The 21,691-nt window shown below is 62.9% G+C and carries 17 protein-coding genes and 1 pseudogene; 7 read left to right on the top strand and 11 right to left on the bottom strand.

The window, feature by feature from the left end; genetic code table 11:
• The first annotated feature begins 18 nt into the window (after positions 1-18).
• Positions 19-480, top strand: coding sequence for a YidH family protein (locus ACS8Y6_RS15325; protein ID WP_440855941.1), 462 nt, complete (start codon positions 19-21; stop codon positions 478-480).
• 689 nt (positions 481-1,169) lie between these two features.
• On the opposite strand, the gene ACS8Y6_RS15320 is transcribed toward ACS8Y6_RS15325, so the two are convergent.
• A complete protein-coding gene (locus ACS8Y6_RS15320; RefSeq protein WP_440855940.1) occupies positions 1,170-1,991 on the bottom strand; it encodes a helix-turn-helix transcriptional regulator in 822 nt (273 codons plus the stop codon).
• Positions 1,992-2,088: 97 nt separating this feature from the next.
• Here ACS8Y6_RS15320 and ACS8Y6_RS15315 point away from each other — a divergent pair, with 97 nt between their 5' ends.
• Both ACS8Y6_RS15315 and ACS8Y6_RS15310 read left to right on the top strand, forming a co-directional pair.
• Positions 2,089-2,991 carry an SDR family oxidoreductase gene (locus ACS8Y6_RS15315; protein ID WP_440855939.1) on the top strand — a complete coding sequence of 301 codons (903 nt, stop codon included), beginning with the start codon at positions 2,089-2,091 and terminating at the stop codon, positions 2,989-2,991.
• Positions 2,992-3,974: 983 nt separating this feature from the next.
• The gene (locus ACS8Y6_RS15310) at positions 3,975-4,766 is read left to right on the top strand and encodes a transporter substrate-binding domain-containing protein (protein WP_440850963.1); all 792 of its coding nucleotides are present in this window, start codon (positions 3,975-3,977) and stop codon (positions 4,764-4,766) included.
• 70 nt (positions 4,767-4,836) lie between these two features.
• Here ACS8Y6_RS15310 and ACS8Y6_RS15305 read toward each other — a convergent pair whose 3' ends face one another.
• Positions 4,837-5,466, bottom strand: a complete 630-nt coding sequence (locus ACS8Y6_RS15305) for an amino acid ABC transporter permease (protein WP_440850967.1) — start codon at positions 5,464-5,466, stop codon at positions 4,837-4,839.
• Between the two features lie 302 nt (positions 5,467-5,768).
• On the opposite strand from ACS8Y6_RS15305, the gene ACS8Y6_RS15300 reads away from it, so the two are divergent.
• From ACS8Y6_RS15300 to ACS8Y6_RS15290, 3 genes and pseudogenes are all read left to right on the top strand, one after another.
• On the top strand, positions 5,769-6,530 hold the full coding sequence (locus tag ACS8Y6_RS15300) for an amino acid ABC transporter ATP-binding protein (RefSeq protein WP_440855960.1): 762 nt from the start codon (positions 5,769-5,771) through the stop codon (positions 6,528-6,530).
• Between the two features lie 83 nt (positions 6,531-6,613).
• Positions 6,614-6,730 (top strand): annotated as a pseudogene (locus ACS8Y6_RS15295) (NADPH-dependent FMN reductase); the annotation flags it as partial.
• 265 nt (positions 6,731-6,995) lie between these two features.
• Complete coding sequence (locus ACS8Y6_RS15290) at positions 6,996-8,147, top strand: D-alanyl-D-alanine carboxypeptidase family protein (protein WP_440850964.1); 1,152 nt, start codon at positions 6,996-6,998, stop codon at positions 8,145-8,147.
• Positions 8,148-8,289: 142 nt separating this feature from the next.
• Here ACS8Y6_RS15290 and ACS8Y6_RS15285 read toward each other — a convergent pair whose 3' ends face one another.
• From ACS8Y6_RS15285 to ACS8Y6_RS15245, 9 genes are all read right to left on the bottom strand, one after another.
• Positions 8,290-9,969, bottom strand: a complete 1,680-nt coding sequence (locus tag ACS8Y6_RS15285) for an AMP-binding protein (protein ID WP_440855938.1) — start codon at positions 9,967-9,969, stop codon at positions 8,290-8,292.
• Positions 9,954-10,775, bottom strand: a complete 822-nt coding sequence (locus ACS8Y6_RS15280) for an enoyl-CoA hydratase (protein ID WP_440855937.1) — start codon at positions 10,773-10,775, stop codon at positions 9,954-9,956. The genes ACS8Y6_RS15285 and ACS8Y6_RS15280 overlap by 16 nt, the downstream gene beginning before the upstream one ends.
• A 269-nt stretch (positions 10,776-11,044) precedes the next feature.
• On the bottom strand, positions 11,045-11,761 hold the full coding sequence (locus tag ACS8Y6_RS15275) for an ABC transporter ATP-binding protein (RefSeq protein WP_440851226.1): 717 nt from the start codon (positions 11,759-11,761) through the stop codon (positions 11,045-11,047).
• On the bottom strand, positions 11,758-12,513 hold the full coding sequence (locus ACS8Y6_RS15270) for an ABC transporter ATP-binding protein (RefSeq protein WP_440855936.1): 756 nt from the start codon (positions 12,511-12,513) through the stop codon (positions 11,758-11,760). Before ACS8Y6_RS15270 ends, ACS8Y6_RS15275 begins: the two co-directional genes overlap by 4 nt.
• Positions 12,510-13,475 carry a branched-chain amino acid ABC transporter permease gene (locus tag ACS8Y6_RS15265; RefSeq protein ID WP_440851228.1) on the bottom strand — a complete coding sequence of 322 codons (966 nt, stop codon included), beginning with the start codon at positions 13,473-13,475 and terminating at the stop codon, positions 12,510-12,512. Before ACS8Y6_RS15265 ends, ACS8Y6_RS15270 begins: the two co-directional genes overlap by 4 nt.
• Positions 13,472-14,347 (bottom strand): branched-chain amino acid ABC transporter permease, encoded by an 876-nt coding sequence (locus ACS8Y6_RS15260; protein ID WP_440855935.1) that lies wholly within the window; start codon positions 14,345-14,347, stop codon positions 13,472-13,474. Before ACS8Y6_RS15260 ends, ACS8Y6_RS15265 begins: the two co-directional genes overlap by 4 nt.
• Before the next feature lie 75 nt (positions 14,348-14,422).
• Positions 14,423-15,643 (bottom strand): amino acid ABC transporter substrate-binding protein, encoded by a 1,221-nt coding sequence (locus ACS8Y6_RS15255; RefSeq protein ID WP_440855934.1) that lies wholly within the window; start codon positions 15,641-15,643, stop codon positions 14,423-14,425.
• Between the two features lie 833 nt (positions 15,644-16,476).
• The gene (locus tag ACS8Y6_RS15250; RefSeq protein ID WP_440851231.1) at positions 16,477-17,853 is read right to left on the bottom strand and encodes an NAD-dependent succinate-semialdehyde dehydrogenase; all 1,377 of its coding nucleotides are present in this window, start codon (positions 17,851-17,853) and stop codon (positions 16,477-16,479) included.
• A 221-nt stretch (positions 17,854-18,074) separates the two neighbouring features.
• Positions 18,075-19,199 carry a diguanylate cyclase gene (locus ACS8Y6_RS15245; RefSeq protein ID WP_440855933.1) on the bottom strand — a complete coding sequence of 375 codons (1,125 nt, stop codon included), beginning with the start codon at positions 19,197-19,199 and terminating at the stop codon, positions 18,075-18,077.
• A 671-nt stretch (positions 19,200-19,870) separates the two neighbouring features.
• Between ACS8Y6_RS15245 and ACS8Y6_RS15240 the strand changes: the two genes are divergently transcribed.
• On the top strand, positions 19,871-21,685 hold the full coding sequence (locus ACS8Y6_RS15240) for a DEAD/DEAH box helicase (protein WP_440855932.1): 1,815 nt from the start codon (positions 19,871-19,873) through the stop codon (positions 21,683-21,685).
• Positions 21,686-21,691: the final 6 nt, after the last annotated feature.

Here is a 21,691-nt window from a genome sequence, read left to right as displayed (position 1 = left end):
ATTTACAATATTCAGACCATGGCAGAAGAACCACCCGAGCAGCCGCAACAGCCCGAACAGATCAGACTCATGCATCAGCTGGTCGCCATGTCGGCCCAGCGTACAAGGATGTCCGCCGAACGCTGCTATCAAAATACCGAGCGCACCCTGTCGAACTGGATCCGCACGGCGCTCGCCCTGATGGTCTTTGGCATGGCAATCGACCGATTCAGCCTGCTGATCTCACGGCTGCCGGGCAAGCCACCCGGTTCGTTGGTCCATTCGAACGACCTATCCAGCTGGTGCGGCCTGGCGCTGGTGAGCTTCGGTGTACTGATGTCGGTGGTCACGGGTCTCCGCTTTGTGCGCTACGCCTGGGCCTACGAACGGAGCTACAAGCTACCGGCGCGGCACGGCCCTTATCTGGCCACGTTCTTTGCGCTCGCGGTCTCGGTGTTCGGCCTCGCCCTGCTCGCTGTCATGTTCACCTTCACGACATGACCGGGCCTACGCCACACGTGGACTCAGCCCTCACGGCCACCCGCCGCCGCTAAAAGCAGCGCGGAGCGGATTTGGCGTCGTGGCGCCCGGGTCGGTATTGAGTAGCAGCATGCAAAACCGATCTTGATCAGACCCGACACGCATCGGACTGAACAAGAGCGCATTTTGTCCACCAATGCACGCGAATGAATGCAAATAATCAGGAAGATCAAGGCTATGCTGCTTCAGGTGCGAGACCAATCGCGGCGTCAGGCCGTTGACCGAACTTTGCACAGAGGGTGTCGACAAATCAACCGCCGGTGATAAACGCAATATCAGATCCTTACGTGGGTCGGATCAGGTGCTTGCACCGTAATCCGACAGCCGATCCCCGGAACTCGCCGATTGAGCGTCGGATTATGCGCTGCGCGCTACTCCGACCTGCCGCCAAGGCATTGTTTTTACAATCGGCAAACGGAATAAGGGTTTGTCTACACCCTCACATGATCGACAAAAAATTCGCTTTAGACGGCCCGTTTGGAGCCGACTATTCGCCTTTCGGAGCGCGCGAAACCGAAGCCGGTTGTTGAAGCGTATCCGCCAGTGAGCACGATCGGACCTTGACGTGCCGCCAATACCAGTGACCCGGAGCACCGTATAAGCGCCGCGGGTCTCGGTCCGTCCCATGATGGGTATGCGATGGCTCTCGCTCACTTCGCAATATGAGCGCGTATGCGTGCCGCCAGCGCGTCGGTCGCCGGGTTATAGACGATCATGCCCAACTCCGGCCGGCCATCGATCGCGAAAGCGGAGAACTCCAGCTCGAGCAAGCCGAGGTCGGGATGGTGGAGGCGCTTGACCCCCTCGCCGGGTGCGACCACGTCGTGGTCGCGCCAGAGCACATCGAACTCGGGGCTCGTTCGCGACAGTTCGTCGACAAGCTCGGTGATGGCGGCGGTCGCGCCGGCACGCGCGACGTCTGCGCGAAACGAGCCCACCACGACACGGGCGATGCTGTCCCAGTCTTCCTGACGACTCCGTGCCTGTGGATGGGCAAACATGAGCCGCAGGATATTGCGCTGGCCGGATGGCAGTTTCGCGTAGTCGGTAAACACCATCGCCGCGGCACGATTCCAGGCTACGACATCCCAGGTGGCCGTCTTGACGATGGCGGGGTTCACCTCCAGCGCGTCCAGCACGCGCTGAAGGCGCGGGCTGACGCCGTCAACCGGCCTGTAGCGAACCTCCGGCGGACGTCCGAGCCCCAGCATGAACAGGTGCTCGCGTTCAGGCTCGGTCAGCATCAGCGCGGTTGCGATCCGGTCGAGCACGTCGGCCGAGGGTGCGCCACCACGGCCCTGCTCCAGCCACGTGTACCAGGTGGGGCTGATATGCGCGCGCAGCGCGACTTCCTCGCGGCGCAGACCGGGTGTACGACGACGACCGGTTACAAAGCCGAACGCGGCAGGATCGAGGCGGCTTCGGCGGTCGCGCAGATACGTGCCGAGCCTATTGCCGGTCGTGGCAGCCATGGTGACCCTGTTGGTTCTTATACCGGGATACGATCACTACTTTAACAGGAGCGAATATCAGCCAGCATGAGGTCCAAGACAACACAGGAGACCTCCCATGCGTGTATTCCTCACCGGCGCGACCGGTTTCATCGGCTCCAGGATCGTGCACGAACTGATCGACGCCGGGCATCAGGTACTCGGGCTGACGCGCTCCGATGCCGGCGCGCGATGGCTTGCGCAAGCTGGCGCCGGGATGCACCGTGGCACGCTCGAAGACCCCGACAGCCTGGCGCGCGGTGCGTCGGCAGCGGACGCGGTAATCCACACTGCCTTCGACCACGACTTTTCGCGGTTCGCCGAGAATTGCGAGAAAGACCGTCGCGTGATCGAAGCGATGGCGGGCGTGCTGGCCGGCTCGGACCGACCACTGATTATTACCTCCGGAACGGGCATGGGCAGCGCCGCGCCCGGCGCGACGGCCACCGAAGATGTTTTCGACCGTAATAACCCCAATCCGCGCCGGCTGTCCGAGCTGACCGGCGAGAACATGGCCGGGCGCGGCGTATCCGTTGCTGTGGTGCGCCTGCCGCAGGTTCACGACACGGTTCGGCAGGGGCTGATCTCGCCACTGATCGCGCTTGCGCGCGAGAAAGGCGTCTCGGCGTACATCGACGGCGGCACCAACCGCTGGCCCGCGGCGCATGTACATGATGTCGCCCGGCTCTACCGGTTGGCCCTCGACAAGCATGCGGCAGGTGCCCGCTGGCACGCGGTTGCCGAGGAAGGGGTGCCGGCCCGAGACATCGCCGAGGCCATCGGCGCTGGGCTCGGCGTGCCGGTAAAATCCTTGTCGACCGACGAGGCCACAGCGCATTTCGGCTGGCTTGGCGCCTTCGTGGCCATGGACCTGCCGGCCTCGAGCACACTGACCCGCGACCGGCTGGGCTGGACGCCGACCGGGCCTGGTCTCATGCAGGACTTGCGCAACATGGATTACGGTACCGCCAATTCCGGTTGATACGCCGGGCCGCAACTTCGCCGGCGGGCACGACTCACAAGGTCGCCGCCGGCGACTTGGAAACGTGTCCTCGTCAGATCCCCCGGCCCGAAACGGGGGTGCGGCACTAGTAGTGTAGTGCGCTCGATCGGCGGCCGCAATTTGGTCCTTGCCGCCGCCTGTCCGCCCGGGCGACGCGGCTTGTCCTGAACGCCGGCCCGATCAACAGGCCGGACACACGATTGGCCATGACACCATGAGCAGACGCCGCCGGACGATCCGAAACAAAACCGACGCCGATGCGACCAGTGACAGGCATCCGGCCCGGACAGAGCAAAAGCCTATTAATCCGGCATCAAGACAGCTGACTTCATCAGCTGTTTTCAACGCTTTCAAAAATAAAAGCCGGCGACTTTCCGTCTTTTATTTTCAAAGGCTTCGCGGCCGATGGCCGCAGCGAGCATGCGGTCGCATACGCGCGTTATTAACCCGAAAAATCATCTATTTTTGTGCCGGGTTAATAATGAAGCGACCCGAAGCACACGGATCGCCGCTGCCGGGATCGGCAGCGCTCACTACTTACCCATGAACAGCCCCGGGGTATAGATGGGCCGAGTTTCCGCGTAGGTCGGTCACTCGACGCCGTGCGCCTATTCTCCGCCATCCTCAACGTACGGGTTAAGCGAACCTCGCTTCAACTCACGGTTTGAAACGCCCGGCAAAGCGCGCGCTGTATCGACCGGCGCTCTTCGTCCGACGCCGCCGTCTTCGCCAGCCAGGATGACGTGCCCGCTTGCGGCACACTTGAGATCGTGCTGCGTTGCTTTACCTGCGCTGGCGTATTATTTCTCCAACGCTGAATTGCGCCAGCTCGGCCGGCATTCGGCTCTTGCGGCTAGGCGCGTCAGTTGACACGCGCTTTGACCGCTGGTCATTGTTCGTAAGGAATGGTCCGCACCCGCGGACTTTGGGGTATACAAAAACCACAACGAGGATTATTGATAATGACGCCCATCAAAAGATGTCTGCGCGGCGCCTTCGCTGCGGCGGTGACCGCTGCCACCGTGTTCTGTGCGGCGCCTTCGGCCCTGGCGGCCGAACCGACGCTGACGGTCGCCACCGACCCGAGCTTCGTGCCCTTCGAGTCGCTGGATATCAAGACGCGCAAGCACGTCGGCTACGATATCGATATCATCCATGCGATCGCGAAACGCGCCGGCTTCAAGGTCCATCTGCGGACGATGGATTTCAACGGCATTATCCCGGCGCTGCAGGCCAAGAGCGTGGACATGGCCATCGCGGGCATCACGATCACCAAGGAGCGGGCCCAGAAGGTCGACTTCTCCAATCCCTATTACGACTCGGGCTTGAAGTTGATGGTGCGCGCCGACAACAACACCATCAAGACGATCAAGGATCTGAAGGGCAAGTCGGTATCCACCAAGATCGGCAGTACCAGCTACGACTATCTGACGCACAAGGTCCCGGGGATCGGCAAGGTAGTGCCGTATCCGGGCACCTCGCAAATGTATATGGCGTTGATCAGCGGCAACGTGGACGCGGCGTTCTACGATGTGCCCAATGTGCTGTACTTCATCAAGACCAAGGGGCACGGCAAGGTCAAGGCGGTCGGCCCGACGTATGCCGGACAGCAGTACGGCATCGCCTTCCCGCAGAACAGCAAGTGGGTACAGCCGGTGAACAAGGCGCTGACGCAGATTAAGAAAGACGGCACGTTCACCAAGATCTACAAGAAATGGTTCGACAAGGCACCGCCGGCCGACTTGACCCAGTAACCCTGCCCCGGGCGGGTAATGAAAAAGGCCGCGCTTTTGCGCGGCCTTTTTTATGCGGCCCTATCCCGTCTCAGGCATATCCTCGGTTCTGTCGCTTCTCCAACTTACGCAGGAAGAAGGAAAACGTGAGCGTGATGATCAGGTACATGATCGCCACGACGAAGTAGATCTCGAAGGCATTGAAAGTGGCGGCGATGTACACCTGCCCCTGGCGCACGAGTTCGCCAACGCCGATCACCGAAAAAACCGACGTGTCTTTCAGGCTGATGATGCCCTGGTTACCCAGCGGCGGCACGATGCGACGCAGCGCCTGCGGCCAGATGATGTAGCGAAAGGTCTGGGCGTTGGACAACCCGACCGCCAGCCCGGCCTCGCGCTGACTCTTCTCGATGGATTTCACCCCGCCGCGAACGATCTCACAGATATAGGCCCCGGAATTGAGCGCGATCGCCGCCACGCCGGCCGCGAACGCCGGAATTGGATGGCCGATGACGTCGGGCAGACCATAGAATATGAACAACGCCTGCACGAGTATCGGTGTGCCGCGGAAAAACTCCATGTAGGCCGTACCCGGCCAGCGTAGCCAGCGCGTCGGGCTGAGTGTGCTCAGGCCGACGAACAAGCCGATGACAAACCCCAGAATCAGACCGAAGACCGTAATCTCGAGCGTTAGCTGCAGCCCCTGCAGCAGGAGCGGCATTGCCGATTCGATATCGCTGATACTGATCGGAAAACTCACGCGGACGATCTCCCTGGTTGGCGCGTAGTCGCGCAGCGGCGGCGTTCAACGTCGCGCTATTTGATCTGAATTGATCGCTCTAGACGATCCCCTTTTCCAGTATTGCATACATCGACCGCCGCACCCGGTGGCGGTAATCCCCCACCGTGCGCGGCAAAAAACGATAGGATGCGTCAAGGGGAAGCGCACCACCGATGATTCGGGCCGAGCACGGCTACCGGTGCGCGACGATCGAAACCTATATCAACTTCCGGGAATACTTCATGGCCGACCCCATCGTCCAGATCGAGAACGTCCACAAGCATTTCGGCGACCTACATGTGCTCCGCGACGTCAACATGACGGTCAGCACGGGCGAAGTGGTGGTGGTCATCGGTGCCAGCGGTTCGGGCAAATCGACATTGATTCGCTGCGTGAATGCACTCGAGGATTTCGAGGCCGGCCGCATCGTGGTCGACGGCATCGAACTCCTGCCCCACGGCAAGATGGGGGCCGGTGGCCAGCAATCGATTCGCTCGGTTCGGCGCGACGCCGGCATGGTGTTTCAGCAGTTCAATCTGTTCCCGCACATGAGCTGCATCGACAACATCACCCTGGCGCCGATCAAGGTGCGCGGCCGCGGGCAGCAGGAGGCACGCCAGGAAGCCATGGAGCTACTCGAACGCGTGGGTATTCAGGATCAGGCGGAAAAATATCCTGGCCAGCTGTCCGGCGGCCAGCAGCAGCGGCTTGCGATCGCGCGTTCCCTGGCCATGCATCCCAACGTCATGCTATTCGACGAGCCCACGTCGGCGCTGGACCCGGAAATGGTCGGCGAAGTGCTCGACGTGATGCGCGAACTGGCCAAGAGCGGCATGACCATGATCGTGGTGACCCACGAAATGGGCTTCGCACGCGAGGTCTCCGAACGGGTCATTTACATGGACCACGGCGCCATCGTGGAGGAAGGTACCCCCGAGCAGCTCTTTTCAGATCCGCAGAGCGAACGCACGCAGTCGTTCCTCGCCCGCGTGCTGCACCATTGATTCGCGCCGCGTGCGGCCATGCCTTGTCCGCAGGTTCACCGTCCGGCACGCATCGCGCGCGTTGACGCAGCAAGACTGACCATGCCAATGCACCACCCGCCGCGATGTCACCCGGCGATCTCGAAACGGCACGCCGCTATGGCGAACGCGTGGCAATGATCGCCGGGCAGTTTCCGTTGGACAACTCGCAAAGCAACTGAAGCGTGGCACGCGGGGACGCACTCGGCGCCGAGGCCTGATTTTTCGGCCAGCTCACAACTCGCCCGCTGCGCCGGCTCGCATACCCTACGGATCGCTCGGCCGGATCCGGCGCTGCCGACCGCCGAGCGAGAGGATATTGGGCGGCTATCCCAGCGACCGATCAGGACGCTTACGGTACATCTCGCGGCGTGAATGTAGAATCCCCGGCTCCGACGATTATCCACGCCCCCCTCAACCCCTTCATTTTTACGGTCATATCGCCTCATGCGGAAGTCAGTTCTCTGTTCGTGCCTGCTCTTTGTCTTTGTCGTCACCGGAACGGCGCAGGCGGCCGATACGCCGGCCGCGCCGCCGGTGATCGTGCCGCATATGGCGCCGCTCGACGCCAAGTCCTATGTGCTGATGGACTATCGAACGGGCCGGATACTGGCCGCGAAGAATAAGGATAAGGAGCTGGCGCCCGCGAGTACCACGAAGCTGATGACCGCGTTCGTGGTGTTCCAGGAACTCAAGCGTGGGCAGATCACGCTCGACACGAAGTTCCGCGTGAGCAAGAAGGCCTGGCATGAGGGCGGCTCGCGGATGTTCCTCAAGGTGGGCTCGCACGTGAGCGTCGATAATCTGCTGAAAGGCATGCTGGTGCCCTCGGGCAACGACGCGGCAATGACGCTGGCCGAAGGTGTCAGCGGTAGCGAGCAGGCGTTCGTGGCCCGGATGAATCGCGACGCCCGCCAGCTCGGCCTGCACGACACGCATTACACCGACCCCAACGGCCTGCCCCGCCCCGGCCTGCATAGCTCGGCGCTCGATCTGGCCAAGTTGTCGCGCGCGATCATTCGCCGGTTCCCCGACGAATACGCGCGCTTTTTTGCCCTGAAATCATTCACCTGGAACAACATCCATCAGAATAACTACAACAAGCTGTTGTGGCGCGATCCGAGTGTCGATGGATTGAAACCGGGCTATGTGAGCGCGGTGGGATATAACCTGGCGGCTTCGGCGAAGCGCCATGGCATGCGGCTGATCGGTGTGGTGATGGGCGCAGACAAGCCCAAGGCATCGAGTGCGGCGAACTACATCAACCTGGCACAGGTGACCGGCTCGCTGCTGGACTATGGCTTCCACAATTACGCCACGCACAAGATGTACGCGGCGGGACAGTCCGTATTCAAGGCGCCCGTTAAACACGGAGACCAGGACAAGGTCCCGCTGGGGCTGCGAAAGACGCTTTACGTAACGGTACCGCGCGGGCAATACGCCCAGCTGAAGGCGAGCGTGAAGTTGCCCGGTTCGATCATGGCGCCCGTCAAGCAAGGGCAATCGATCGGGCACCTGGTCGTGAAACTGGGGCCGCGCGTTGTAGCCCGGGCCCCGCTGGTCGCGCTGGCTGCGGATAAGCGCTATAGCTTTTGGTAGCCAGCGCGGGCGCGCGAGCCCCGGGGAGCCGACCGCGCGCCGACATGCGTTTGTATTGCCGGGCCGGATTCGGTCATAGCACGGGATGCTTACCGGCGGGCGTCGATGTCCGCCTCGGCGGCGGCAACGCCCGTGGCGCGGTTTATGTTTCGGGGTCGCCGGTCAGGCGCTTGCGCAATTCGTATTTCTGGATCTTGCCGGTGGCGGTTCGGGGCACTTCTTCGAAAATGAAGCGGCGCGGGATCTTGTACGAGGCCAATGTGTTTCGACAGTGTTGTTCCAGTTCCTCGCTGGTGGCTGTTTGCCCCGCGGCGAATTCGATGAACGCGCAGGGCGTCTCGCCCCACTTGTCGTGATGCATCGCCACGACGGCGGCCACCGCGACCGCCGGATGCTTGTACAGGGCCTCCTCGATCTCGATTGACGAGATATTTTCTCCGCCGGAGATGATGATGTCCTTGGATCGATCCTTGAGCTGGATATAGCCATCCGGGTGCACGACGCCGAGATCGCCCGAGTGGAACCAGCCGCCGGAAAACGCCTTTCGATTGGCCTCGGGGTTACGAAAATAGCCCTTCATGACCGCGTTGCCGCGAAACATCACCTCGCCGACGGTTTGACCATCCCGCGGGACGATTTCCATCGTCTCCGGGTCCATCACCTCGAGCCCTTCGAGTGGCGGGTAGCGCACGCCCTGGCGGGCCTTTCGTGCGGCTCGCGCCCTGGGATCGAGCGCATCCCAGTCCGGCTTCCACTCGTTGACCACAGCCGGGCCATAGGTTTCAGTCAGGCCGTAGAGTTGCGTCACGTTGAAGCCGGCGCTCTCCATTTCGGCCAGCACCTTCTCCGGCGGCGGCGCCGCGGCGGTGAAGAATTCCACCGTTTGCCCGCCCGGGCGCGCCCGCCCCGGCGCCGATGCGACCAGCAGGGACATCACGGCCGGCGCCCCGCACATATGCGTGACCCCGTGTTCGGCGATCGCCCGCCATATGGGTTCCGCGCGGACCTGGCGCAGGCATACGTGCGTGCCGAAGACTACCGACATCGTCCACGGGAAGCACCATCCGTTGCAGTGGAACATGGGCAGCGTCCACAAATACACCGGATACCGCGGCATGTTGGAGATCAGGGCGTTGCCCTGGGCGAGCAGATAGGCGCCGCGGTGATGGTAGACCACGCCCTTGGGATCGCCTGTGGTTCCGGAGGTATAGCTGATCGAGATCGCGTCCCACTCGTCTTCGGGCATGAGCCATTCGTAGTGCGCGTCGCCGGTGGCAAGAAACGACTCGTAGTCGAGCGCGTTCGACGTATTCTCCGTCGCGCCGGGTGCCTCGGGATCATCGTAGACAATCAGCGTCGGCTTCACCGCCACCGTGAGATCGAGCGCCGACCGGGCCAGAGGCAACAGTTCGCCGTCGACGATCAGGGCGCGCGAACCCGCATGGTCGAGCTGGAACGCCAGCGTTTTGGCATCCAGGCGTGTGTTGATCGCATGCAAAACGGCGCCGCACATCGGCACGCCGTGGTGGGCTTCGAGCATCGCCGGCACGTTCGGAAGCAGAACGGAAACGGCATCGCCCCGGGCCACGCCCTTTCCGGACAATGCAGAGCCGAGCTGTCTGGCGCGGCTATAAAACTCGCCGTAGGTGTAGCGCAAATCGCCATGAATGATGGCAAGGCGATCGGGCATCACGCTCGCTGCACGCTCGAGGAAGGTCAGCGGTGTCAGCGGCTGGAAATTGGCCGGGTTGCGGTCGAGATCGATATTGAAGGGGTGAGTCACGGCATCGCTCCTGGGCCTGGGCACTATCGGTCGGACCATTGCGGGGCGCGCTTGTCGAGAAAGGCGTTGATCCCCTCCTCGGCGTCGTGCTCCAGCATGTTGCCGACCATCACACCCGCGGCGTATTCGTACGCTTGTGCCAGCGGCATCTCGCGCTGGCGATAGAACGCCTTCTTGCCGATCGCGACGGTCAGGCCCGATTTCGCAGCCACCTGACGCGCCACGCCATCCACGTGCGCCGTCAGCTCATCCGCCGAAATGACTCGATTGACCAGCCCGATGTCGGCTGCCCTTTCGGCGGTTATCAGATCGCCGGTCAGCAGCATCTCCATCGCGTGCTTGTTCGCCACATTTCTCGACAGCGCGACCATTGGCGTGGCGCAGAACAGGCCGATATGAACACCGGGCGTGGCGAAACGCGCCTGCGGGCCCGCGTACGCGAGATCGCAGCTGGCAACCAACTGACAACCGGCGGCGGTGGCCACAGCCGTGACCTCGGCGATGACCGGCTTGGGGTTGTTTACGATCGCCTGCATCACGCCGGAGCACCGGGCCATCAGGCCGTCGAAATAGGCGCGGCCACGATCCGGCGCCTGCCGCGCGGCCGTGATCTCCCTGAGATCGTGCCCGGCACAAAAGGCCGAGCCATGAGCCGCCAGCACGATCACGCGGACCGATTCGTGCGCCGCCGCCCGGTCCAGCGTCTCCCGCAGGCGGGTGAGCATGGCCTCGGAGAGCGCGTTGCGGCGAGCGACATCGTTCAATGTCAGCCGGAGAATCCCCCGGTCGTCACACGCTTCCAGGAGTATGTCGTCGTGTTGCTCGGCGCGTTGTTCTGGCTGCATGGCTGAATCTCGAATCCGGGCCGTTAACTGTCGAAATCAAACCCTGGACAAGCGACGTTTCCGAACGCTCGCCTTGTCGCACCGGTCAGTCTCGGGTTGGCATTGTCCGCACAACCCAGCCTACCAACTCCCGGGCACGGCGCCATTAAAGCAATCGGGTTATGCACACGGCCGCCGGAACTGTTGCGCCGGTCATGGCCGCACGGCGTGCGTGTCCGCACCGAGCAACGTTCTTCCAGAAGGCCCCGCTACGCAGGCCAGGCAACCCATCACACCCCCATATAGGCCTTGCGCACCTCCGGATCGCGGGCGACGTCCCGCGACGGGCCCTGACTGTGCAGCCGGCCCTCGGCCAGTACATAGGCATAATCGGACAGCGCCAGGGCCAGGTGCAGGTTCTGTTCGACCAGCAGAATGGTCAGCCCCTCGGACTTCAGCTCGCGCAGGGTCCCGAACAGTTGCTGCGTGAGCAACGGCGACAGTCCGAGCGACAGTTCATCGATGATGAGCACCTTGGGATCAGCCATCAGGCCCCGGGCGACCGCCAGCATCTGCTGCTCGCCGCCGGAGAACGTGCCCGCCTTCTGGTCGCGGCGCTCCTTCAGGCGCGGGAAATAGTTATACACACGCTCCAGACTGGCCGAGAATTTCTGCCGCGCACGCTTGGCGTAGGCGCCCAGTTCGAGGTTTTCCTCGACCGTCATGTCATTGAACAGTTGCCGGCCTTCGGGCACCAGAATCAGCCCACGGCTGGCCTTGTCGTGCGCCGACAGACGCGTCACATCCTCGCCATCGAAACGCACCCGACCGCGCCAGGCGCTGATACTACCGGTGGCCGCACGCAGCAATGTGGTCTTGCCGGCGCCGTTCGCGCCGACCAATGTGGTCATGCCATGCGGCTGCACCTGCAGGCTCACGCCCCAGAGCACCTGGAGCTCGCCGTAACCGGATTCCACATCCTCGAGTTGCAATAGGGCTTTGCTCACGACTCCTCCATCAGGCGGTTGGCCAGGTCGGCATCGCCGAGATAGGCCTCGATAACAATCTTGTCGTGGGCGATTTCCTCCGGCTGGCCTTCGGCCAGTTTCTCGCCGAAGTTCAATACCATGATCCGATCCGACAGTTGCATGATCACCTGCATGAGATGTTCGATCATCAGGATCGAGATACCGCGCTCCTCGCGGATGCGCCGGATGACGCCGATCATGTGTTCGACTTCGGTCGGATTCAGACCCGCCAGGGTTTCATCGAGCAGCAACAACTGCGGCCGCCCGGCCAGAGCGCGCGCGATTTCCAGCCGTTTCTTGCTGGCGATGTTCAGATGCCCGGCCAGCATTTCGGCCCGATCGGCCAACCCCACGGTTTCAAGGCTCTCGCGGGCCGCCTTGGCCGCCGCCTTGAGCGACAGATGTTCGGCCCCGAAGCAGGCGCCGACGGTGACGTTGTCCAGCACCGTCATATCGTTGAGCGGTTTCACAATCTGATGCGTGCGAGCGAGCCCTTTGCGAACCACGTTATACGGCGCCATACCCGTGATCGTCTCGCCCTTGAACACCACCTCGCCGGTGTCCGGCGGAATGACACCGTTGATCAGATTGAACAACGTCGTCTTGCCGGCGCCGTTCGGACCGATCAGGCCGAATATTTCACCTTCGGCGATCTCGAAATCGACACCGTTGACCGCCTGAACGCCCCCGAAGCGTTTGCTCAGACCGCTGACTTGCAGTATCGCGCTCATTCAATCACCTTCCGTAACCGGGGCACGCGGCGATAGACCCAGCCCATGAAGCCTTCCGGCAGGAACAGCACGATCAGCAGCAAAAGGATGCCGGCCACCACCAGCTGGAACTGAGAAAAAGTCGACGACACCAGCAGATAGCCGCGGAACTGCTCGTAGGCGAACGCGCCCAATGCCACCCCGAGGACCGTGCCCTGGCCGCCGAGCATCAGCATCACGATGGCCTCGATCGACAACGTCAGATCGAACGCCTGCTCCGGCAGAATCACCCCGTTCTTGAAGAAATAGATCGTGCCGGCCATGGCGGGAATAAAGGCGGAGGCGGCGTAGGTCAGGCTTTTGTACAGCGGGGCTTTCACACCCAGAACCTGTGCCGCGTCCTCATCCTCGCGGATGGCGAACAGGCCCAGCCCGAAGCGCGAACGCTTGATCACCAGGCTCAGGATCATGGACAGCGCCATGAGGGCAATCATGGCGAAATAGGCCAGCCACAGCGCGTGCCGGGCCCCACCCAACGCGTTGAAGCTCGAAAACGACAGATACATCCCGCTGGCGCCACCGAACGGCTGGAAATTGGTGACGAACGCCTTGACCGCCTCGTTGACGCCGATCGTGGCCAGCGCGAAATAGGCACCACGCAGCCGCAGGATGCCGCTGCCCAGCACCAGCGCCAACAGGCTCACCACGCAACCGGCGATCAGGCATGCCGGCCACAGCGACCAATGCAGCGTGTTGACCACATACAAACCGATATAGCCGCCGAGGCCGAAGAACGCGATATTGCCGAAATTGACGTAGGCGGTGTAGCCGATCATCAGGTTCAGATTCGACGCCAGGATGATGTACACCGCGCCCAGCAACAGGCTTTCACGCAGGGCGATATCACCGGTGACCGCGGGGATCAGCGCGAATGCCGCCGCAACCAGCAGGATGATCCAAAATGTGGGTCGCTTGAGAATCATCGCTTACCCCGCCCGAAACGCAACAGGCCCTTCGGGAAGAGCACCAGAATAAGCACGAACAGCGTGAATTCGATCACCGGGGTCCAGCTGACATCGACGAATGGCGCGCTCACGCCCTCGATCAACCCCAGCAGGATGCCGCCCAGCAACGCGCCGGCGGGATCGCCCAAACCGCCGAGCACGACCACCACGAAGCTCTTGAGCTCGTAATTCGCGCCCGACAGGATGGTGAACGGAAACAGCGTGGCGATCAGCAGCCCGGCGGCTGCGGCCACCGCAATGCCGATCCCGAAGGAGATGGCCAGCACCCACTGGGTATTGATGCCCATCAGCTCGGCGGCCTGGCGGTTGTTGGCCACCGCGCGGATCGCCTTACCCAGCCGGGTGTAATAAAGAAAGGCGTACAGCAGCCCGGCCAGGATCACGGCCAGTGCCGCCGCTACCAGTTGGGTACCGGGAATGGTGTAGCCATGCAGGCTCACCGTCAGCTGCGGCACGCTCACGTCGACATTGTACGGACTGGTGCTCCAGACCGCGGTGCCGATACCGATGATGATCATGTTCACGGCAAAGGTCGCCAGCAGCGTCATCAGATCGGAACCGCCAATCACCCGGTGGACCGCAATCCAGTACACCCCCACCCCGAACACGAATCCGCCGGCGAGCACCACGGGAATCGACAAATAAGGATTGAGTCCGGCCGCCGTTGCCAGAAAATACAGCGCGAACATGCCCAGGGCGATCGTGGCCCCGTGCATCAGGTTGATCACGTTCATCACGCCGAAAATAAGCGTGAGCCCGATGGCCGCGAGCCCATAGATCGCGCCCACGAGCACCCCGTTGACCAACGAAGCGATCAAGTCATAGAACATTGTGACGGCCTCTGCCGTGGATGACGCCACCGGGTCGGGGCCCGCACCGGCCCCGACCCGGATCCGAAACCGGATTTAGTGCGATTTCTTCAGCGGATACACGATCGCGGCATTGCTGGCCGACTTCGGCCAGACCACCTTGCTTTCGAGTTTGCCGTCGCTACCCTGCTGCCACTGTGCCAGCACCATGTCGTGGCCAATCTGCAGCCCGTGCTCGTCAGGCTTGGTGGCAAAATGAATATGACCGTAGAACGTGGTCGCATCCATCGCATTCAGCGCCTTGGCGACCGCATCCGTCTTGATCGAACCTGCCTGCTCGATGGCATGCTGCAGCACCAGACCCGCCGCGTAACCGCCGGCGGCATGATAGCCGGGCTTGGTGTGGTATTTGTTCTGGAACATCGTGGTGAACTGCGACGCGGTCGGCCCGAAATCCGGCTTATAGGCCACGCTGGGCTCCCACTGCGACGGCACCGTCACGCCCTCGGCCGCTTCGCCCAGCGATGCGAACTTGGGAATGTCCGGCGCCACCAGCAGGGAAATGAATTCCAGATTGGATTTCTTGTCGTAGAGCTGGCGAGCGAGTGTGCTGCCATCGGCATAGTGCCCGCCGCCGATCAACACATTCGCGCCCGAGGACACGATCTTGTTGATGATCGGGCCGAAGTCCGTGGTGTCGGGCGAATAGGACTGGTTGAGTACGATATTCAGCCCCATCGACTTCGCCGCATCCGCCGCGCCGGCGGCTGCCCCCTGCGAGAAACCGTCGTTGGAGTAGACCAGCGCGATCTTCGCCTTTGGGTTGTTCGCCTTGACCACCTCCAGCGCACTCTTCAGGTATTGCGCGGCCGGCGTATACATCTGGAAGAGATACTTGTTGCCGAGCTTGTACGTCTTGCCCTCGGCGGCCCCGGTGGTCAGCATGATCTTGCCGAACTGCTCGGAAACCACGGCCGCAGTGGAGGTCAGGCCCGAGGAATACGGGCTGAATAGGAAGTCGGCATTATCCTGCAGGATCAACCGGCTATACAGCTGCTGCACACGGCCGGCCTTGGACTGGTCATCGTAGTACTTGAGCTTGATCTTGTAGTCGGTACCGCCAGCCTTGATGCCGCCGTTGGCGTTGACCTGATCGCGCCACATCTCGAAGCCGCGCAGCTGCGGGGTGGCGTCGGCGTTGAGCTTGCCCGTCTCCGACGAGGTAAAGCCGATGGTCAGGGTATTGGCCTGGGCAAGACCCGCGGCGGGCAGCACGGCACTGGCCACCAGCAGTGCTGCCATTAATGATTTGCGCATTGTTGTTCTCCTCGATTGATCTCATTCTAGTTAACCCGGCTTGTTAACCCGGCTTGAATTGCCTGTCGAATATCCGGGCACGTACCCGAGACGACACGCAGGAGGAGGCCGCCCCTCACATCGAGGCCGGACGGTAAGGAACCGGATTACCCCCCTCCCAACGGCACGCCTGATAGAAAGCGGCCTTGCGATAACTATAGGCGAATTGAATTCGGCTGTGGTCGATTTCGTGCAAATCGATTGCCAAGCCAGAACAAACGCCGGTGGCGAGCCAGGGCCACCGAGCGAGCCGCGGCCCAGGGCATTCTGGCCCGCTATTGGCCCGTATCCGGGTTCGATAAGCGCGCACGTGCCGAACGAATGGATCGCGACAAAACCATCGGGGCGGCTTTCGTCCAGGCCATGATCGCTCGGCTCGCGCCGGGCCAGGCACACCACGCCCCGCTTTGTCCCCGCTAACGCGTCAGTCGCTGCATATCGACGTTGGCCTCGCCGCGCTTGATGGTGTTGCCCACGGCGGCCAGCGCGGCATCATGCCGCCGTGTCCACCGGCGGCCGCCGGTTCGCCCTCAACCGGCGCCGGTTGGACATTTCGCGCCAGACCGCGCTCATCGCAGGCCCGCCGCAGGTGAACAGACACAGCGCCCGCCGCTCGCGGGGCGATACGTCACAATCGAACCATTGTCACGTCGAAAAACAAGCTTGGGCTGCAAGGGAAATCAGCCACCCCTGACGGCCTGATTGTCCAACGCAAAAAAACCCCGGCCGAAGACCGGGGTTTTGCGACGGTCGCCGAAAGCAGCGACCGGGTCAAGTGGCGTATTGGCCCGCGACTACTGCGCGATCATCAGCGACTTGCTGTTGATGAATTCGCGCATGCCGAAGCCGCCGTGTTCGCGGCCGTAACCACTGTCCTTGACGCCGCCGAATGGCAGATTGGGCTGGGCGATGTAGTAGCCGTTGATGCTGACCATGCCGGTATCGAAATGGTCCCGCGCCAGACGTTCGGCACGCTTTTCGTCTTCCGAAAAGATGCCGCCGCCCAGGCCGTAGACCGAGTCGTTGGCAATACGAATGGCATCGGCTTCGTCCTTCGCCCGGATGAGCGAGGCGGCCGGGCCGAACAACTCGCCGTCATAGGCCGGCATGCCGGGTTTGACGTTTTCCAGCACAGTGACCGGATAGAAGAAACCTTCGACATCCGGTACCTCGCCGCCGATGGCACAGGTCGCGCCATTGGCGACCGATTCCTTGACCTGTTGGTGCAGCTTGTCGCGCAGGTCTTCGCGCGCGAGCGGGCCGAGCTGGGTGTTTTCGTCGGCCGGATCGCCGAATTCCACCTGCTTCATCTTTTCGACGTAAGCATCGCGGAACTTCTCGTACACCGCGTCGACCACTACGAAGCGCTTGGCTGCCACGCAGGTCTGGCCGTTGTTGTTGATCCGACCGGTGACACAGGCATCCACAGCCTTGTCGATATCGGCATCCTCGAGCACCAGGAAAGCGTCGTTGCTGCCCAGTTCCAGCACTGTCTTCTTCAGATGCTGGCTGGCGTCGGCGGCAATCTTGCGGCCGGTCGCCGCACTGCCGGTGAAGGTGACACCGCGCACACGCGGATGCCTGGTGACCTGGCTGGCCTGTTCATCGTGAATATAGAGCACGTTGAACACGTTCTCGGGCAGCCCCGCCTCGCGGCAGATCTGCTCGAGCGCCTCGGCGCAGCCCCAGACGTTGGGCGCGTGCTTGAGCAACACGGTATTGCCGGCCATCAGATTGGCGACGGTATAGCGAATCACCTGATAGAACGGAAAGTTCCAGGGCTGGATGCCGAAGATGACGCCGATCGGCTGATGCGTGACCACTGCGCGGCCGCCGGGCAGGTCGCGCGGCTCGTCGGCCAGCACCTGGGCGGCATGGTCGGCACTGTAGTCACAGATGCCCTTGCAGAGCTCAAGCTCACCCGGCGCCTGACTGATGGGCTTGCCCATTTCGTCGGTCATCAGACGCGACAATCGATCCGTTTGCGAGACGAGCAGTTCGCCGATCTTGCGGACGATGGCACCGCGCTCGTCGAACGAACGCTGTTTCCAGTCGAGAAACGCCTCATGGGTCTGCTCGATCTTCTGCTGTAGTTGTTCGTCCGTGATCGTGTCGAATTCACGGATGGTCTGGCCATTGGCCGGATTGATGCTCTTGACGGTGGCCGTCATACGGAACTCCAGAATTTTGGATTGGGCGCGAAGCGGGTCGACAATGATCGACCGTACGCCAATGCGTTCCCTGTCTACCTGCCGTTAACCGACCGGTTTTTCAAGGCAGGCGGCGACCTCAGGCGCGTTGTCTTCTGCTGCAACACGATCGGACACGCGGGCCCCGGGGGTGCGAATCACCGCGATTCGGCGGCCTGCGACGTACCCGGTCGCCGTCGGATCTATCTGCCGCCGTCCAGGGGTGTCGCCGGCGTGGGTTGCGCACCCGCCGATAGCGCCGCGCTCGACACCACGCAATTACGGCCCCGCTGTTTGCTTTCGTACAGCCGCCGATCGGCGCGTTCCACCGCAATGGCCAGCGTGTCGCCGGGAGCGAGCATGGTGACGCCGAAAGACGCGGTCACGCTCGGCACGGGACCGATCGGGGCGTTGGCGATCGCCTCGCGCAGGCGTTCCGCCAAACGGCATACGCCCGTGATATCCGCACCCGGGATAACGGCCAGGAATTCCTCGCCGCCCCATCGCGAGACACAGGCGTCGGCTCGCAACAATTGCTTGCACCGGTCGGCGACGACGGTCAGAACCTGGTCGCCGATGATGTGGCCGTAGGTATCGTTGATTGCCTTGAACCGATCCAGGTCGAACATGATCAAACCTGCCCCAGCCTGCTTGGTAAGACAGTCGCGCAGTATCTGCTCGCCCACGCGCCGGTTGTGGATGCCGGTCAAGGGGTCCTGGTTGATCAGCGCCTCCATCCATACGCGGTCGGAGACGAGGCGTTCTATCGTTCCGCTCATGCCGCGCAGGATCGGCAACAGGACCACGAGCATGACGGCCGCCGGGCCATAGGTCATCACCAGCGCCCTACCGCGGGGCGTCCACATCTCACCGGGATGGCCGAACAAATACAGCAGAACCGGGCCCCCGACCAGGATCCAGGCAAGCAAAGCCATGCCGATCGCCTGCCGCCCCGGGAAGAAGATCATCACCATGACGATCAGCACCAGCAGAAGAGCCGATATCGGCGGCAGCGTCGTGACCAGTTGCAGCCCGGAGGTCATGATCGCCTGGGCGGTGTAAAACCACGTCGGCATGATCAATGCGGCACCCGAAGCGAGCAGCGCGATTCGGGCGATGGTCAATAACCACCGCGGACGCCGGAGCAATGCGATAAGCAGTCCGGCGAACAGCGCACACATCACCGGCGGGACGATCAGATCCAGCGGGCGATGCGGGGCGCTGAGCACGTTCATCAGCGTGGCACTGGCCGAGGCAAACAGGGCCAGCGAAAGCATGGTCGTAACCGCGGTATGGAAGTAACGTCCATTCGCAACATACCTCGGCATTGTCGTTACCCCGAAATCGCAAACAATAGAGCGTGGCCCCGTGCCATCCGGCCGTAGGCTGACGATACAAGACCTGATCCCGCCCTTCTATTTTCAGGTGCGCTCGGCGCGCAATGGACGCGGCCCGGGGCCGGGCCCGCCGGGTTCGCGGGTCCCGGGTCGGCGCTCGGCCGCCCCCCGGCCGGGGGATTGGCCGGCGACGACAAACACGCCGGGAATGATACAACGCCCCTCGACAGGAAAGGGGGCGGATCGCAGGGCAGCCCGAATCCTTCGCGCCGACCGGTCGCCGAGGCCGCGCTGTCGACGCGGACCGTATACCGCCCCGTCGTTTGGGCGGTGTCCAGACTGGCGTGATCACGACAGACGGGCGCTCTGGCGTCAATGTCCGAATTCACGGATGCCAGCTGGCCACGCCGGTACGGATGATGACAACCGCAGCGGGCTACCACAGCGTCGTGCCGGGCCCGCGCACAATGCCGTGCGCGCGACGAAGAGGGGCGTGATCCCGGACCAGGCCGCCGCGCGACGCTTGCAGGGCCGCGGCGACATGGGGTGCGTGCGAACATTACACACGCGGCGGCGCCGGAGCCGTTAAACTAGGCGCTTCCGCGCCGAACCGGCGCGGCGGTTTCCCGGCGCGACACGGCGCCCGAGTCTGCAGGCTTTGAATGTCCTCCCCCAGCACACCAGAAAACGATCGCACACCCTTTTCGGCCATGGGCCTTTCCGATGCGGTCATGAAGGCGTTGGCCGACGTCGGTTACGAAACGCCTTCGCCCATTCAGGCCGCCACGATCGGCCCCCTGCTGGCCGGGCGCGATGTGCTTGGCCAGGCGCAGACCGGTACCGGCAAGACAGCGGCGTTCGCCCTGCCGATCCTGTCGAACCTGCCCTTTGGCAAGGAAGCGGGCAAGCAACCGCGCGCGCTGGTGCTGGCACCGACGCGCGAGCTGGCGATTCAAGTCGCCGAAGCATTCCAGCGCTATGCCTCGTTCATGCCGGGCTTCCATGTGCTGCCGATCTATGGCGGCCAGGGCTACGGGCCGCAGCTGGCCGCCCTCAAGCGCGGCGTGGACGTGGTGGTGGGCACGCCGGGCCGCGTGATCGATCATCTCAAGCGCGGCACACTGCGACTGGACAGCCTGGAATGGCTGGTGCTGGACGAAGCCGACGAAATGCTGCGCATGGGCTTCATCGACGATGTCGAATGGGTGTTTGAAAACACGCCGCCCGAGCGGCAGGTGGCGCTGTTCTCGGCCACCATGCCGAGCGCCATCCGCCGGATCGCCAAGACACACCTGCGCGATCCGCAGGAAGTCACGATCAAGACCCGCACCACCACCGCCGACAATATCCGGCAGCGCTACTGGATCGTGGGCGGCGGCATCAGCAAGCTCGAGGCGCTGACCCGGCTGCTGGAGGCCGAACCGTTCGACGCCATGCTGGTGTTCGCGCGGACCAAGAAGGCCACCGACGAGCTGGCCGAGAAGATCTCGGCACGCGGCTATGCCTGTGCCGCGCTCAATGGCGATATCGTCCAGGCGCAGCGTGAGCGCACGATCACCCAGCTCAAGAACAAGCAGCTCGATATCATCGTCGCCACCGATGTCGCGGCGCGCGGACTGGATGTGGATCGCATCAGCCACGTCATCAATTTCGATATCCCGCACGACACCGAGTCCTACGTGCATCGCATCGGCCGCACCGGGCGCGCGGGCCGTCAGGGCGATGCGATCCTGTTCGTGACCATGCGCGAGAAACGCCTGTTCAAGAACATTGAACGGGCCACGCGCCAGGCCATCGAGCCGATGGACGTACCGACCATGGCCGACGTCAACGCGCAGCGCGTCGAACGCTTCAAGCAGAGCATCACCGAGACCCTCGAAGCGGGCGGCCTGGAGCCGTTCGCGGAACTGGTCGAAACCTACCGCCAGGAACACAACGTCGACCCGACCCGGCTGGCAGCCGCCCTGGCTCGGCTCGCCCAGGGCGGGGAACCGCTCTCACTGCAGGCCGCGCCCGTCGCCAAATCGGCCGGACAGGCCTTTCACGAGAGCAACGACGGCAGCGACAGGCCGGCACGCCGGAAACAACCCGTGGCCGGCGCCCTGAGCATGGAAACCTTCCGCATCGAGGTCGGTCGCGAACACGGGGTCGAGCCCCGCAACATCGTGGGCGCAATCGCCAACGAAGCCGGCGTGGACAGCAAGGACATCGGCCGGATCGCAATCCGGGACGACTTCAGCCTCGTCGACCTGCCCGGGGGTATGCCGGAAGAAGTCTTCGCGCATCTGAAAACCGTCTGGGTCGCCAATCGCCAGCTCGAGATCAGCCGGGTGAAGAACAGCTTCGGCAGCGCCGCCCCGGGCCCGCGGGCGAAACCGGCCGGCGCCAAGGACAAACCGCGCCACAAGAAGTCGGCCAAGAAGAAGGCGGCGTCCAAAAACAAGGGCAAACCCAGGCCGAAACCCAAAACGCCGTAAGCGATG

Source organism: Salinisphaera sp. RV14, assembly GCF_052044135.1.
Lineage (GTDB): Bacteria > Pseudomonadota > Gammaproteobacteria > Nevskiales > Salinisphaeraceae > Salinisphaera.
The sequence above is the reverse complement of the archived record's forward strand: the minus strand, read 5'-3'. Positions and strand labels throughout refer to the sequence as shown.

Coding starts and splice junctions, on each gene's coding strand:
- ACS8Y6_RS15325 (WP_440855941.1), top strand. CDS start 19: ATGGCAGAAGAACCACCCGAGCAGCCGCAACAGCCCGAACAGATCAGA.
- ACS8Y6_RS15320 (WP_440855940.1), bottom strand. CDS start 1,991: ATGGCTGCCACGACCGGCAATAGGCTCGGCACGTATCTGCGCGACCGC.
- ACS8Y6_RS15315 (WP_440855939.1), top strand. CDS start 2,089: ATGCGTGTATTCCTCACCGGCGCGACCGGTTTCATCGGCTCCAGGATC.
- ACS8Y6_RS15310 (WP_440850963.1), top strand. CDS start 3,975: ATGACGCCCATCAAAAGATGTCTGCGCGGCGCCTTCGCTGCGGCGGTG.
- ACS8Y6_RS15305 (WP_440850967.1), bottom strand. CDS start 5,466: ATGCCGCTCCTGCTGCAGGGGCTGCAGCTAACGCTCGAGATTACGGTC.
- ACS8Y6_RS15300 (WP_440855960.1), top strand. CDS start 5,769: ATGGCCGACCCCATCGTCCAGATCGAGAACGTCCACAAGCATTTCGGC.
- ACS8Y6_RS15290 (WP_440850964.1), top strand. CDS start 6,996: ATGCGGAAGTCAGTTCTCTGTTCGTGCCTGCTCTTTGTCTTTGTCGTC.
- ACS8Y6_RS15285 (WP_440855938.1), bottom strand. CDS start 9,969: ATGGTCCGACCGATAGTGCCCAGGCCCAGGAGCGATGCCGTGACTCAC.
- ACS8Y6_RS15280 (WP_440855937.1), bottom strand. CDS start 10,775: ATGCAGCCAGAACAACGCGCCGAGCAACACGACGACATACTCCTGGAA.
- ACS8Y6_RS15270 (WP_440855936.1), bottom strand. CDS start 12,513: ATGAGCGCGATACTGCAAGTCAGCGGTCTGAGCAAACGCTTCGGGGGC.
- ACS8Y6_RS15265 (WP_440851228.1), bottom strand. CDS start 13,475: ATGATTCTCAAGCGACCCACATTTTGGATCATCCTGCTGGTTGCGGCG.
- ACS8Y6_RS15260 (WP_440855935.1), bottom strand. CDS start 14,347: ATGTTCTATGACTTGATCGCTTCGTTGGTCAACGGGGTGCTCGTGGGC.
- ACS8Y6_RS15255 (WP_440855934.1), bottom strand. CDS start 15,643: ATGCGCAAATCATTAATGGCAGCACTGCTGGTGGCCAGTGCCGTGCTG.
- ACS8Y6_RS15250 (WP_440851231.1), bottom strand. CDS start 17,853: ATGACGGCCACCGTCAAGAGCATCAATCCGGCCAATGGCCAGACCATC.
- ACS8Y6_RS15245 (WP_440855933.1), bottom strand. CDS start 19,199: ATGCCGAGGTATGTTGCGAATGGACGTTACTTCCATACCGCGGTTACG.
- ACS8Y6_RS15240 (WP_440855932.1), top strand. CDS start 19,871: ATGTCCTCCCCCAGCACACCAGAAAACGATCGCACACCCTTTTCGGCC.